The organism is Parapedobacter koreensis, assembly GCF_900109365.1.
GTDB classification, from domain to species: domain Bacteria; phylum Bacteroidota; class Bacteroidia; order Sphingobacteriales; family Sphingobacteriaceae; genus Parapedobacter; species Parapedobacter koreensis.
The window spans coordinates 542,733-556,891 of record NZ_FNZR01000001.1 but is presented as its reverse complement, the minus strand read 5'-3'; the positions used below and the strand labels follow the sequence as shown (position 1 = coordinate 556,891).

Here is a 14,159-nt window from a genome sequence, read left to right as displayed (position 1 = left end):
TCATGACAATGAGTAGATTATTACGGATACCGATTATCGCCTGCTTGCTATTGCTGTCGATGCACGGATACACGTACGCGTCATACGCATCAAAAATGGACACGGATTCGTCTTACTACTTCGCCGATGGCATTATATCCCAGCAAGTGCTGGCGAATTACTTGAGCAGGAGCATTACACAGGCCGAATTAATAGCCAGCGAAGGCTGCTACAACGACGGTCCTTATCCAAACAAGGAGGATGATATCCGGATGCTGAAAAATATCGGTGCAAAATTCATTGGTCGGTCCGTTTATTCTTGGGGCAAGGAGCATTTCTTCCTGATGCCTTCCTTCTGGGCGAATGCGAAGGCTGCTATTGATGCTTTCCATGCGTATGACAGCACGGTGGTTTTCCAGGCTGCGGTTTTTGAAATCGTCACCGAGAACGTGGAAGATATTCCCGTGCCGGTGTGGGTGTTCGAAGCTTTTGGTCTCCCGGTAGAACAACGGAATTTTGTTTATCAAGCGATGCTTAATAAAGAAGGCCGTTTGGTAGACCACTGGCGCAAGGGAAGCAGCGTACCGGATATTACCCAAATGGAAACGAAATTGTTTTTCTATTACCTGGCATGCAGGTACATGGAAATTGGGATAGAAGCCATCCATTTCGGACAGGCACAGCTGATGGCAATGGCTGGTCGTGAAGCCGGTTTTGCGGCTTGGAAAGAATTGTTGGATAAGGTTCGGTTATCGGCCTTGACCGTCGCCCGTAGGGGTACGGTCATTTGCGATTCCCACCTGCCCAACGGTGGCATGGTCGTGGATGGAAAGTTGCTCTTTGACTATGTCTCCTTTCCGCTCCGTTTGAAGGAAATCATCGATGAGCCGCAAAAAGTCGAACTGGAAGTAGGTTACTACGATGGCATTTACCAAAAGACGATGGGAGGGATTACGCCAAGTGGATGGTCTTGTGAACGTAGTCTGTACTTGGTTGAATTTGACAATTTCGGTATCAGCAAACATCGTGACGAACCCAACTGGAAAGATCATTACGCTTGGGGATACGATGAGATCACCTGGTTTTCAAAACAACCGGAGGACTATCGGAATGAATTTCTCCATTATGCCCACCAATGGGTTCGGCAAACTGACCCCTACGGTTTCTTGCAAATGCCGGGAAGCCGAATCATTACCGGGGCCGAAACAAACCGATACCGGGCGAATACCCAAGGCCCGAATTGCCCAATGGGCAAAAACCAGGAAAACACCATTAAAGCCATCTGGGGGAAAACGAATTAATTAACCATCAGATCCATGAAACACACACGTTCCGTATTAGTTATGCTCTTATTGGCAGCCGTGATGCTGTCAACCGCGCAGGCACAAATGAAGAGTATCCAGGAGTTTGGCGTACTGCCTACCAATGAGGCCTCCGTGAATGCAAAAAACCTGCAGAAAGCGATAGACTGGGCAACTCGCAGTGGTGCCGCCCTGTATATCGAACCGGTTGAGGTTCCTTACCCCATTGACGGCGGCATTATCTTGAAAAAAAATGTCTCGTTGGTAGGGGCTAATGGGCCTACGCCAAGAGGCACCCGCCATCCAGAAGCCAAACGGCCAGTGGGCAGCGTCTTCAATATTACCGACGACAGCAAACCGTTTATCGTGGTGGAATCTGGTACACGTATCGAAGGCATCCAGTTTTGGTACTCAAAGCAGGAGCTGGAAGACCCGGCTAAGGTCATTCCTTATCCGCCGACGATCCAGCTGAATAAAATGGCGTTTACGCAAGGGGTGAAATTAGCTGACTTGACATTTTATGGCGAATACGTGGCCATGGACTTCAATGCCGATCCCAAGTTTAAGTGTGAGTTGATCCTCATTGAGCACTGCTATGGCTATCCGCTGAGTGGCGAATTTATTCGTATCGATTATTGCTACGATATCCCACGGTTTCTGCATTGCCATGTCAATCCGGCCATCATGCGCGAAATCGGATATCGTTTTTCAAAGGCAGTCATCGACTCGGTAGTGGATCGCAAAACATTCGCTTATAGCGTCAACCATACGGATAATGCCCAATTAATGGATGTATTTACGTTCGCCACGTGGGGCGGCATCCATCTCGGGAGCGAAAGCTATGGTCAGTTGACCAACTTCAACCTGGACTGCGTTGCCGTGGGTATTTATAAAGAAGGTTCGAATACCAAAAACCGGAATTGGCAGATTGCTCAGGGCTCCATTATCGCCAATGCCGGAAATACACTGGAAGAAACCCGTCCCATTATCATTGAAGGCCAAGGACATACCGCGATTTCGAATGTGGAAGCATTTTCCGGTGGTAACGGTGCACTCACCAACTTGGAGAAGTCGTACGATTTCCTTTGGGTGAAGGGGGATAAGCGGCTTACCATTTCACTTTTCGGATGCCGGATGCGCAATTATACGGCAGCGGATCCGCTGACCGTGGATAATCCGAACGCCGTCATACAGGCGGTTGCATGCGTAGATCATGCCGAGGAACTATACAACCGTATCATTCAACCTACTAAATGAACATCATGAAAAGCATAAGTCATATCATTAGCGCATTGGTTTTGTTGCTTACGGGCCAAAACTTAGTTGCCCAGGGCGGAAACAATGTGAAACCCGTTTATGCCTCCTACACCGGGCTTGTAATGGCCGGTTACCAAGGATGGTTTGCGGCCGAAGGCGATGGCTCCAATCGGGGATGGTACCATTATCGGGGTCGGGGAGGCGTGTTCGCGCCGGGGAGCACCAATGTGGATTTTTGGCCGGATATCAGGGAATATACCAAGACGTATAAGTCACCCTTTAAGTTTGCCGATGGCCGGGATGCCTACTTGTACAGCCCTTACGACGAAGAAAGCGTGGACCTTCACTTCAAATGGATGAAAGAATACGGCATCGATGGGGTGCATATGCAACGTTTCGTGGGTGAAATCAAAAACCCATCCGGGAAAAGGCATTTCAACAAAGTACTTGAAAATGCATTGAAGGCTGCAAAAAAATACGGCAGGGCTATCAGTGTAATGTACGATCTCAGTGGTTGCCGCAGTGAAGATATTGCACTGGTTGAGGCGGATTGGAAGGAGCTTGTACAGACCTTTAAATTGACGGATCCGGCGGTCAATCCGACCTACCTATGGCATCGGGGAAAGCCCATGATGACCATCTGGGGCGTGGGATTCAACGACCGGAGGCGCTATACTATCGCTGATGTGGATAAGTTGGTCGACCGGCTGAAAACACCTGAGCACAACGTCTCCATCATGCTTGGTGTACCCTACTATTGGAGCACCTTGGGCAACGATACCGAGCCCTCGACTGCGTTGCATGATCTCATCAAGAAAGCGGATATCGCAATGCCTTGGGCTGTTGGGCGTTATAACAGCAAGACATTCAAGCCTTCGGTGGTCGCTGGCGATGTCGCTTGGTGTGCGGCCAACGGTGTTGACTACGTGCCGCTGGTTTTTGCTGGTTTCAGCTGGGGCAACATGCACCAAGATCCCAAGATATACCACCAGATACCACGCCTGAAAGGCGACTTTTTCTGGCAGCAGGTGGCCGCGGCCAAGCAAGCGGGAGCCAAGTCATTGTACATCGCGATGTTTGATGAGATTGATGAAGGTACGGCTATCTTCAAAGCCGCCAATGAGAAAGATACGCCGCTCAATGGCGATGGAGGACTCCGGTTTATTGGTATTGAAGATGATCTGCCCACCGATCATTACCTCTGGCTTGCAGGCCAAGCTGCGGCGTGGATTCGTGGGGAAGGAGCGTATAACGAATCAAGACCCCAACGGAAATAATGGCTGGGGATGGAGCGGAACTAACCTGTGTTGATTAACTTAATAAATGATGAAGATTCAAGGACGTCGTAGATTTTTAAAGGACATGCAGAAAGTAGCCGTAGGCGCTCTGTTATTACCGTCGTTGGCGAAAGCGGGCATCTCCGAGGGGCTTAGCTTAGCCAAGATCAAGCAGGTAGGACTCCAATTGTATTCGGTGCGGGGGGAAATGCTGGCCGATCCGATAGGCACGTTGAAGCAACTCGCTGCATTTGGCTTTACCGATATTGAATCTGCTGCGGAGCCGGGAAAAGGAGCCTTTTATGGATTAGCACCCAAGGAAATCAAGCAGATTTGCCAGGATCTGGGTATGACGGTACGCAGCGGGCACGTGTCGCTGGATGATCAATGGCAACAAAGTATGGAAGATGCGGTAGAAGCGGGGCAGGAATACTTAATTTGCCGTTCGTTGCCAAACGAGGGTAAAACCGCGGACAACTACAAGCGGGCTGCCGAATTATTCAATAAAGCCGGAGAAGCGTGCAAGAAACACCGGCTTATCTTTGGCTATCATAACCATAGTGTTGAATTCCAACAGGAAAATGGGCAGGTACTGTATGACCTCCTACTGGAACACACCGATTCCGATCTGGTGACCATGGAGTTGGATTTGGGGTGGATGGTGGCCACCGGCAACGATCCACTGGATTATTTTAGAAGATATAAGGGTAGGTTCGGGCTTTGGCACCTTAAAGATATGGACGGTCGCCGCAGCGTCGAATTGGGCAAGGGCGACCTTGATATCGTCAATCTGATCAAAAACGGAAAACAAGCCGGGATGAACCACCTCTTTATCGAGCAGGAGCAGTTTGCGGGATCGACTCCCATGGAGAGCATGGAACGCAACGTAAAATATGTGAAAGGACTTACATTCTGAATGCCCCAATGAGCGTCTTGAGATTGTCAAGACCGGGGAGATAGCAGAGCTTACCCTTCCTCTGTCTTTGATACCGGCTGTTCAAACATCAGCCGGCTTTTTGTCGTTATAATTTTTGACATAACCGTTAAACACGATATGGATTTTTTGGCTAACTTGAGCCGCCTTAAATTTGGATACCAAATTAGGGCGGCAAGTACTAAGTAATCGATATACTGTATGACGATGAAGGTAGGCGTAGCGGCAGACCATGCCGGTTTTGAACAGAAAAACCAGTTGATAGCCAAACTTATTGGTGCAGGGTATGAGGTGCAGGATTATGGCGCGTTAGCGGTTGATCCAGCAGATGATTATCCGGATATCATCGTGCCCTTGGCGCGTGCCGTGGCGAATAAAGAAGTAGAAAGGGGCATAGCGGTCTGCGGAAGCGGCGTAGGCGTATCCATTGCGGCCAATAAAATACCGGGCATACGCGCAGCATTGATTACCGATACCTATTCTGCCCATCAAGGTGTGGAACATGATGATATGAACCTGCTCTGTGTAGGGGGGCGGGTCATCGGGCCCATGCTAATTTGGGAAGTGGCGAACGCATTCCTTCAGGCAAGCTATGATGGTGGGGAGCGTTTTGAGCGGCGATTGCAGAAAGTGCTTGCATTGGAGAGACAGGCACTGATAGGGATGAAACCATAAACCGGCCTGCGGATAGCCGGCAATACTACTATTAAAACACATTGAACAAATGAAATCAGGCAGAAAATTAGCCCCCACCATCATCGTCATCTTTGGTGGCACGGGCGACCTTACCAAAAGGAAGTTGATCCCCGCGTTTTACAACTTGCATATAGACGGCTGGATGCCCGAAAAGTTTGCCATTATCGGCCTCGGCAGGACAAAACTTACGGATGATGAGTATAAAGATCACCTGTATGAGGGCTTGGTGGAATTTTCCCGGAAGGGGAAACCCGACGATGGTCAGTGGCAACAATTTAATGCCGCTATTTCTTATTTTGAGTCCAACATCAACGATACCGTGGCCTATCAGGGGTTGGCTGCCAAGCTGGACGCGCTTGACCAAGCATGGGGACTCCGCGCTAATCGGTTGTTTTATTTATCTGTCGCACCACAGTTTATCGAAGCGACAACGGTGAATATCAGTAAATATGGATTGGCGAATATACCCGCATCCGATCGGATTATTATTGAAAAACCTTTCGGGTACAACAAACAAACGGCCGTAGCACTCAACAATTTGCTGGGACAGACGTTCCAAGAGGATCAGATTTATCGCATCGATCATTACCTTGGCAAGGAGACCGTCCAGAATATCCTGGCATTTCGCTTTGCCAATGCGCTCTTCGAGCCCCTATGGAACCGCAATTACATCGATTATATCCAAATTACGGTAGCCGAGCAAGTAGGCGTGGAAGATCGGGGGAGCTACTATGAGCATTCGGGAGCATTACGGGATATGATACAAAACCACCTCCTGCAGGTGCTGTGCATGATTGCTATGGAAGCGCCTATTTCCTTCCAAGCGGAGGAAATACGTAACCGTAAGGTAGACGTGATGCGGGCCATCCGGCGACTGCGGCCCGAGGAGGTGCACAAATATGCCGTGCGGGGTCAATATGGTGCCGGCTGGATTAATGGTAAGAAAGTGCCCGGCTATCGGGAAGAAGGGGGGGTAGATCACGACTCCAATACCGAGACGTATGCGGCCGTGCAACTGTATATCGACAATTGGCGGTGGCAGGGCGTGCCCATTTACCTGCGTACAGGCAAACGGATGCAGGAAAAGACCTCCTCCATTACGATTCAGTTCAGACCGGTGCCCCACTCTACCTTTTCGCCAAGCCAAGCGGGCAACTTGATGCCAAACCGATTAACCATCAATATCCAACCTTCGATGGATATCAGGCTGCGCTTCACGGCAAAGAAACAGGGGCTGGAAATGAGCCTCAATCCTGCGGAAATGGTGTTTAACTATGACACTTGCTCCACACAGACACCGGAGGCTTACGAAACGCTATTGCTGGATGCCATGCGCGGTGATGCTACCCTGTTCATGCGGTCTGACCAAGTAGAAGAGGCATGGGATGTGATCACCCCGATACTGGAAGCATGGGAAAGCCGGGATTCGCTGGACTTCCCCAATTATGCTGCTGGCACTTGGGGACCGGAAAGTTCGGAAGCACTGATTGCAAGACAAGGACATGTCTGGGCAATAAACCTACATAGTTAAAATATGATTAAGCGATTCAATGATTTGCAACAGCTCAATGTAGAAGCTGCTGCACTATTTATACAAGCGGCAAATGATGCCATTACCCAAAATGGGTACTTCACCGTGGCGTTGACCGGAGGATCCTCACCAATTGGGTTGTACCAACTGCTGGCCCAAGCACCCTATCGTGATCAGGTGCAATGGGAAAATGTGTATGTGTTTTGGGGCGACGAGCGATGGGTGCCACTGGATGATGAGCGAAGCAATGCACGAATGGCATTGACGACCTTGCTCAAGCACGTTCCTGTCCCCGAAGAACAAGTTTTTCCGATGTGGGCTGACGGGGTATCGCCCCAGGAGTTTGCCCGGGAATACGAGCAGACGCTGAGGCTTCATCTTCAGCCGGATGGTTGCTTTGATCTGATATTGTTGGGAATGGGGCCAGATGGCCATACGGCATCGTGGTTTCCCCATACCGATGTACTGCATGAACGCAATAAGTGGGTAGCAGCATATTACCTTGATGCGCAGGACATGTACCGCATTACACTCACGGTGCCGATAGTCAATCGGGCATCCCATGTAGCGGTCATTGCTTATGGTGCTAATAAGGCCGATGCATTATATGAAGTGTTGAAGGGTGCTCCTAATATTGAGCATTACCCTGCACAGCTTCTCGATAGGGCTGACGAACAGATTACGTGGTTCGTGGATGAGGCCGCCGCCAGTCGGGTTTAATCCAATTTGTTATTTTGCTAAAAATGAATACTTTTGACAAAGTAATCAGATAGGTAATATGGCAAAATCAAAAATTGCAGATAGTGATGTAATCGCTTATCTTCAGGAACGCAAGCAGTCTCTACAGGAAGAATTGAGCAAAATTGATGCCGCACTGACTTTTTTTGGAACGGATGAAAAGGCGATCGAGAAAAAGGGCAAAAAGAAAGATAAAAAGAAAAAACTGAAAAAGGCTATCCGGAAAAAGGTAGCTAAAGCGATGCTTCCCAAATCGGAGGCTACACCGGAGGCCATTGCTGTAATTGCCGCAACTGCGGAAAAATTGGAAAAACGTCCGGCACGCCGTGGTAGGCCCTCAGCAGTTACGACGCCACCCATCGTCATCGTACCTGAATTGCCGAAAATACCTGCAAAGAAGGTTCGATCGCCGCGTACTACCAAAAGCAAAGTGGCTGTCGCGTCTGCATCAACGGCATCCACGGTGCCTGCTTCCTTTGATCCGGCTGCTACCATGGACGAAAAAATCCGTTATGCATTGGGGCAGAGAAACAACAGTACCAAAGCGGAACTGATAGACTACCTTGACGACTTGGAGCCAAGCTACGGCCTCACGAAACTTAAAAGGGTGGCCGCCTTCCGATTGAATCATTTGTTGAAAACCGGACAGATAAGCGGGCAGGATAGCGGTGACGGTTTCCGTTATACCATTTGATGCAACCGTACAGTTCCTTAATTTTCCTTTTAATCACCTTCGGTAAGTGTAGCCAGGAAGCTTACCACATCTCGGATTTCACGGGTTGAAAGCACGCCCTTCATGTCGATCATACTGGATGGCGAAAAGGTCTTTTTCGCAACTTCGGTTAATGGAATCACGTGATCCGGCCCCTGCCATTCTTTGATTTTGATGCTGGTATTCGTTTCTTCCACAAAAATGCCGGTAGTGGTTTTGCCATCCTTTAACTCAAGGGTGATCATGCCATATCCCGATGCCAGGCGGGCACTCGGGTTAATGAGCGATTCCAGCAACTGTTCGCGGGATAAGCGTTTCCCTACGCCATTCAGTCGTGGACCAGCGTTTCCTCCACGGTCATCATACGCATGGCACTTCATGCATTGCGCTTGCGCATGCTGGAAAAAGATCCGCCCGCCGCGTTCGGGATTGCCACCGTGCAACGCGCTGGCATAGGAAGCCATCAATTCGTCAGGGGCCGATTGGCTACTGATGGCTTTGTAGCGTGCAATCAAGGATTCGGCATGCGTACTGTCTATCGCTTCACCCAATTCCAAATAGACGTCAGGGTTTAAGCGGCCATTTTCCATGTTGTCCAGCAAGTTGTTGAACAGTGGAGCGGCATTTTCAAGGGGCATTTTGCCAAGCGTGATAATGGCAGCTTGTTTTTCTTCCGTGGTTTTGGTAGCGATGACATCTGCCAGTAGGTTGACCATCACCGACTGCGGAATGGCCATGTTTTCCAGCAGGTCAAGCCCGGCGACACGTACGGATTTTTCGCGATCGGCGAGGGCCAGTTTAATAGCTTGTTCCTGTTGCGGGTCTTCCAGCGCAATGAGTGCTTGCAGGCATGCTACCCGCATCGCGGCATCCTTGCTTTGCTTCAGACCGGCCAACAACACAGCTGATGCCTGTTTGATGCCCAGTTTATTGACAGCCTTAGCCGCGCTCAACTGCACGGAAAGATCCCGATCGGCAAGTAAGATGATCAGGGATCCTGCGGTCTGGTTTTTCAATTCGGCCACATCGCGCGCAACGGCACCTCGGTAACGGCCGTCTACGCGGTCTATCACTGATGGTTTTGCCCAGGTGCTCAATGCCTCTATAGCTTCTGAACGCATCGCAGTCGGATGGCCACTGCGCTCCGCGTAGCGGATGAGGTTTTGTAAGTTGGCCGGTTTGCCTACCCGTAGATTGGCGTTGATTATTCGGCGAACCAACGCTTCATTGGTAAAGGGGGTTTTATTCAGCAGGTCGGCCAGCGCAGGCAGTGCATCTTCGATGGACAGGTCGTCATTAATGGCGCGAGCTGCTTCCGTGACCACAAATTCATCTTGATCCTGCAGGAAGCGTGTGATATCAGGATGCCCCATGCGCCGCAAGGTGACGACTGCGGCAATGCGGAGTGCCCGTGAGGAACTGTTGGCCAGGGCAGCTACAGGTTCGGCTTTGCCGATACGCGCCAACGCGAGCGTACCCGCATGTCGTAAGTAAGCATCTTCATCGTTATTGCCTTCCAATAGCGTGATGATCGGCGTAATGGCTGGCTCATATTGGATCCGTCCCAATGCTTCTGCCGCAAAAAACCGAACCCTGCTATTCGCATCAGCGAGGAGCGGAATGAGGACAGCACCGGCATCCGGATAGCGGATGTCACCCAACCATTTGGCGGCTTGGGCCCGTATTTCGGCATCGTTATCTTTCAGTAATGGAAGCAACACGGCTGCCTGCTGTTGGTCTTGCCGGGCCAATTGACCGATACCCCAGATGGCATGTATCCGGGCCAGTTGGTGGTCAGCTTGGCCGAGCACTTGCTGGAAAATTTGCAGTCCTTTTTTGCCGTGCTTGACCAGGGCAAACTGTGCCTTTTGCCGAATGCGCATATCTTCATGCCGCAGTAATTTGCCCAGCTCGGTATCTTCCTTTTTTCCAAAGCCGGCAGCCAGCAGTGTTTTTACTTCTTGGCGGATGGCTTGGTTGGCAGTGTCTTCGTGATCCATCTTCCAGATGCGGCCGTAATCATGTGTGCCCCACCCGTCGATCCAGTCGGCCACATACAAAGCGCCGTCAGGCCCGAAATCCAGCCCGGTAGCGAGTATGCCTCCCAGGACCTTTTTATGGTCGCCCAATTCAAACGTAGCTCCTTTGGGGTTCAGTTTGAAGCTGTGGATGCCTGAGTTTGAGGGATTGCCCACAAATTCCGCCACAAAGAAGGTGTTTTTATAAGCAGGGCTCAGCGCAGTGCCTGGATTATAGACCAAACCCGTAGGTCCGCTTACAAAGTTGCTGATACAAGGCGTGATATAGGCCGCCTGCCCCTCAAAGCGGGGCAAATATAGCTGTTCATCCATCCATACTTTATAACTGTTGTTGTCCGGATCACTGTATTTGCCATATTGCCAGTTACTGCGCCAACCGGCATCCGAACCGTTCACGATATAAACCAGGCGTTCTTTCTCGCCGGGGTGATCGCCGTCGTTGTCTTCACTGATGATATTGCCGTATTCATCGAATACAAATTGATGGGTATTGCGGAGGCCATAAGCAAAAACCTCAAAATCGCTGCCATCGGGATTGGAGCGTGCAATGACACCACAGTTGGGATATTCCCATTTTTGGCCGTCAGGCCCCGTGCCATTGAAGCCAATATCACCGATTTGCCAGTATAGGCGGCCATCGGGCCCCATTTTTACGCCAGACATGCCATGCCCGCTGAAACCGATGTGGATACCATATCCGTGAGAAATGGACGTTTTCTCATCGGGAATGCCATCGCCGTTTTTATCCGTCATTCGCCACAAATCCGGAGCCACCGCAATATACAGGTTGTCCCCGTCTGCAAAAATGCCGCCTGCTACGTCGGTCACCTCCTCATGAAAATCATCGACTACCAGTTGCGATCGATCGGCTACCCCATCGCCCGATATATCTTCGATGCGGTATACCTTTTCTTTCTGGACGGTGAGATCGCGCCAATCATGCGAGCCATCACCGTTCAGGTCCGCCAGCCAGGTGTTGCGAGCGCTGTTTTCCGGAGATAATTCGCGGCGGAGGAAATCCTGCCTGTCCTCCACCGTTTGCAGGCTAATGGAGGGTATTTCCCAATCACGGTGCCCGCGAATGTCAAATTCAGAGTTTTTCTGTCGGTCTGTGGTTGTATAGAACAGCCTTCCCTGATCATCAATGTCAATCGTAACAGGTGAAATGACCAACGAATCAATACCCCACAATTTCAGGGTGAAACCACTATCGAGCGCAACATGAATGCGTTCTTCAAGAGTGGCCGCCAGTTGGGCTGTTTCGGCAGGATCCATTTCTTTGACGGGCAGATCGGCCATCTTATTCCGGCAGCTCCACACGGAGGTGAGGACAATCAAGGCAATAATGGTCTTGTTCATAACAATTGCGGGCTAACAATTCATTAGTTAGTGTTGTTAAATATAGTAAGGATTGTGCAATGTGCCAAACACTGTGGATAATGGGTGACCACGTTTTGCCATTCTCCCGAAATGGAATATCTTTGTCCGCTATAACGGTCAGATGAAAGAAGACATTCTAATCCAGATTGGAAATCAAATCAGGGAGCGGAGAAAGAATAAGGGCATTACCGTACAGGAGCTTGCAGAACGGGCATCTGTCAGTAAAGGGTTGATTTCCCAAATCGAAAATAGCCGGGCCGTCCCATCGTTAATGGTATTGATCGAAATTATCCGGGCATTGGATGTCGATCTAAATGTATTTTTCAAGGAAATCGATGCGGAAAAATTGACCAAGACTATCCTGGTAAAACGAAGCGACGAATACGATTCCTTTGAAAAAGAGCAAGCGTTGGGCTTCCGCTATCACCGGATATTTACAAAAAATATTGACAAATCCACCGTAGACATTGTGTTGCTCGAATTGGAGCCCGATGCGAGCCGCCCGATGGTAGAAACCGAAGCCTTTGAGTATAAATATCTGCTTTCGGGTAAAATTGAATACCAATTTGAGCAGGAGATCATCCGGTTGAGTACCGGAGACTCTATGCTGTTTGACGGTCGTATACCCCATACGCCCCGCAATGTGGGAGCGGACAAAGCAATTATGCTCGTTGTCTATTTCTTTGAAGACTAATTAATGTTCGTTTTCTGTTCAATTTAATGATTATTTAATTTTCCGTACGGAATGCCTTAATAAACTTTGTTTAGTATTGCTTAACTTTTTGGATAAGCAGGGTTAAACAAATGGCATCGATCAACTCATTTTCAAGTGCGGAAGGCGATTTAAATCATTCCGAATTTCGGAAGCATTGGAGCCAGGCGCAAGACGAACAGACGAAAGCTGTACTTTCGCGGGATGCAAAAGTATTTTTGCACCAATCGCTATCTACACCGTGTTTGGATGCTTTAGCATCCAGTGATGGGGCGTTTGTGGCCAACCTCCAAGGAAAAACCTATGTTGATTTCCACGGAAACAACGTACACCAATTAGGCTATCACAATCCATACATTATCCAGCGGGTAAAAGACCAGTTGGATGCGTTAGCATTTTGCCCCCGCCGATTTACCAACCTGCCAGCTATCGAACTGGCCGAGCGGTTAACGGCACTTACGAACGGCCAATTGACGCGGGTACTCTTCGCGCCTGGGGGTACATCGGCCATCAGTATGGCACTGAAACTGGCGCGCATCGCTACCGGTAAATATAAAACGATATCCATGTATGATTCGTTCCATGGCGCTTCGATGGATAGTATTTCGGTAGGCGGTGAATATGTATTCCACCAGGGGCTTGGGCCACTGCTGGTGGGTAGCGTGCATGTGCCACCGGTAGATAATTACAGGAGGATGTGGCATTCACCATCCCTGCAACAGGGGGATATGGCTTATGCAGACTATATCGAATATATTATTGAAAAGGAGGGTGATATCGGGGCCATACTGGCCGAAACCATACGAAGTACAACCGTACATGTACCCTCCCGTGCGTATTGGCAGCGCATTCGGGAGCTATGCGATAAGCACGGTGTATTGCTCATATTAGATGAGATTCCTACCGCATTAGGTCGCACGGGAAAAGCATTGGTTTACGAGCATTATGGCATTGTTCCGGATATCGTGGTATTAGGCAAGGGCCTCGGAGCAGGCATTGCCCCCATGGCCGCGATGTTGTGCAAAGAGTCGCTAAACGTAGCCGGGCATGTATCCCTCGGGCATTTTACCCATGAAAAAAACCCGCTTGGTGCAGCTGCGGCGTTAGCAGCGTTGGCCTACATGGACGAATATCACATCCTTGACCATGTAGGTGTCCTTTCGGAAATCCTAAGCCAGCGCCTGCAACGTATGAAGGCCAACTATGGTGAGGTAGGAGACGTCCGGGGTGTCGGATTTTTATGGGGGGTAGAACTGGTACAGGACAAAGACAGTAAAATACCCCATCCGGTATTAGCTGAACAGGTTTTATACCGCTGTCTTGAAAAGGGACTGAGCCTGAAAGTATCCGGAGGCAATGTGCTTTCGCTCTATCCGCCGCTGATCATCACCGAGCCGCAATTGCAAGAAGCATTGAATGTGCTTGAAGAAGCCATTCGGGATAGTATCCAATCATCAACTTAACCAAATGGAAAGGAGGTACGTTTTATAGGCAATCTGTAAAAATCACACCACTAAACGATAGTATCATGCAGACAAACCGGGCCCAAATCGACCAAATCCAAACCCGGAATGCTGCACAATTAAAGGAATAATTATTTGGC

At 49.6% G+C, this 14,159-nt stretch carries 11 protein-coding genes; 10 read left to right on the top strand and 1 reads right to left on the bottom strand.

Annotation, left to right across the window (positions count from 1 at the left end; all coding sequences use genetic code 11):
* Nucleotides 1-8: 8 nt before the first annotated feature.
* From BMW65_RS02305 to BMW65_RS02270, 8 genes are all read left to right on the top strand, one after another.
* A complete protein-coding gene (locus BMW65_RS02305) occupies nt 9-1,280 on the top strand; it encodes a hypothetical protein (protein ID WP_218145323.1) in 1,272 nt (423 codons plus the stop codon).
* 15 nt (nt 1,281-1,295) lie between these two features.
* Nucleotides 1,296-2,537, top strand: coding sequence for a hypothetical protein (locus BMW65_RS02300; protein ID WP_143053774.1), 1,242 nt, complete (start codon nt 1,296-1,298; stop codon nt 2,535-2,537).
* A 5-nt stretch (nt 2,538-2,542) separates the two neighbouring features.
* A complete protein-coding gene (locus BMW65_RS02295) occupies nt 2,543-3,814 on the top strand; it encodes a glycoside hydrolase family 99 protein (protein ID WP_090602954.1) in 1,272 nt (423 codons plus the stop codon).
* An 85-nt stretch (nt 3,815-3,899) separates the two neighbouring features.
* Nucleotides 3,900-4,730 carry a sugar phosphate isomerase/epimerase family protein gene (locus tag BMW65_RS02290; RefSeq protein ID WP_090602434.1) on the top strand — a complete coding sequence of 277 codons (831 nt, stop codon included), beginning with the start codon at nt 3,900-3,902 and terminating at the stop codon, nt 4,728-4,730.
* Between the two features lie 219 nt (nt 4,731-4,949).
* Nucleotides 4,950-5,423 carry an RpiB/LacA/LacB family sugar-phosphate isomerase gene (locus BMW65_RS02285; protein WP_245747453.1) on the top strand — a complete coding sequence of 158 codons (474 nt, stop codon included), beginning with the start codon at nt 4,950-4,952 and terminating at the stop codon, nt 5,421-5,423.
* A gap of 49 nt (nt 5,424-5,472) precedes the next feature.
* A complete protein-coding gene (zwf, locus tag BMW65_RS02280; protein ID WP_090602433.1) occupies nt 5,473-6,975 on the top strand; it encodes a glucose-6-phosphate dehydrogenase in 1,503 nt (500 codons plus the stop codon).
* A 3-nt stretch (nt 6,976-6,978) separates the two neighbouring features.
* Nucleotides 6,979-7,695 (top strand): 6-phosphogluconolactonase, encoded by a 717-nt coding sequence (gene pgl / locus BMW65_RS02275; protein ID WP_090602431.1) that lies wholly within the window; start codon nt 6,979-6,981, stop codon nt 7,693-7,695.
* A 58-nt stretch (nt 7,696-7,753) separates the two neighbouring features.
* The gene (locus BMW65_RS02270) at nt 7,754-8,407 is read left to right on the top strand and encodes a hypothetical protein (RefSeq protein WP_090602429.1); all 654 of its coding nucleotides are present in this window, start codon (nt 7,754-7,756) and stop codon (nt 8,405-8,407) included.
* 29 nt (nt 8,408-8,436) lie between these two features.
* Here BMW65_RS02270 and BMW65_RS02265 read toward each other — a convergent pair whose 3' ends face one another.
* Nucleotides 8,437-11,823: a HEAT repeat domain-containing protein gene (locus BMW65_RS02265; protein WP_090602428.1), complete on the bottom strand. Its 3,387-nt coding sequence runs from the start codon at nt 11,821-11,823 to the stop codon at nt 8,437-8,439.
* 142 nt (nt 11,824-11,965) lie between these two features.
* On the opposite strand from BMW65_RS02265, the gene BMW65_RS02260 reads away from it, so the two are divergent.
* Both BMW65_RS02260 and pbfA read left to right on the top strand, forming a co-directional pair.
* Nucleotides 11,966-12,538, top strand: coding sequence for a helix-turn-helix domain-containing protein (locus tag BMW65_RS02260; protein ID WP_090602426.1), 573 nt, complete (start codon nt 11,966-11,968; stop codon nt 12,536-12,538).
* A 110-nt stretch (nt 12,539-12,648) separates the two neighbouring features.
* Complete coding sequence (gene pbfA / locus BMW65_RS02255) at nt 12,649-14,019, top strand: (R)-1-hydroxy-2-aminoethylphosphonate ammonia-lyase (protein WP_090602424.1); 1,371 nt, start codon at nt 12,649-12,651, stop codon at nt 14,017-14,019.
* Nucleotides 14,020-14,159: the final 140 nt, after the last annotated feature.

What these genes read in the sequence shown, in the direction of transcription:
- BMW65_RS02265 (WP_090602428.1), bottom strand. Translation starts at nt 11,823, where the DNA reads ATGAACAAGACCATTATTGCCTTGATTGTCCTCACCTCCGTGTGGAGC.
- BMW65_RS02270 (WP_090602429.1), top strand. Translation starts at nt 7,754, where the DNA reads ATGGCAAAATCAAAAATTGCAGATAGTGATGTAATCGCTTATCTTCAG.
- BMW65_RS02285 (WP_245747453.1), top strand. Translation starts at nt 4,950, where the DNA reads ATGACGATGAAGGTAGGCGTAGCGGCAGACCATGCCGGTTTTGAACAG.
- BMW65_RS02295 (WP_090602954.1), top strand. Translation starts at nt 2,543, where the DNA reads ATGAAAAGCATAAGTCATATCATTAGCGCATTGGTTTTGTTGCTTACG.
- pbfA (WP_090602424.1), top strand. Translation starts at nt 12,649, where the DNA reads ATGGCATCGATCAACTCATTTTCAAGTGCGGAAGGCGATTTAAATCAT.
- BMW65_RS02300 (WP_143053774.1), top strand. Translation starts at nt 1,296, where the DNA reads ATGAAACACACACGTTCCGTATTAGTTATGCTCTTATTGGCAGCCGTG.
- BMW65_RS02260 (WP_090602426.1), top strand. Translation starts at nt 11,966, where the DNA reads ATGAAAGAAGACATTCTAATCCAGATTGGAAATCAAATCAGGGAGCGG.
- BMW65_RS02305 (WP_218145323.1), top strand. Translation starts at nt 9, where the DNA reads ATGAGTAGATTATTACGGATACCGATTATCGCCTGCTTGCTATTGCTG.
- BMW65_RS02290 (WP_090602434.1), top strand. Translation starts at nt 3,900, where the DNA reads ATGCAGAAAGTAGCCGTAGGCGCTCTGTTATTACCGTCGTTGGCGAAA.
- zwf (WP_090602433.1), top strand. Translation starts at nt 5,473, where the DNA reads ATGAAATCAGGCAGAAAATTAGCCCCCACCATCATCGTCATCTTTGGT.
- pgl (WP_090602431.1), top strand. Translation starts at nt 6,979, where the DNA reads ATGATTAAGCGATTCAATGATTTGCAACAGCTCAATGTAGAAGCTGCT.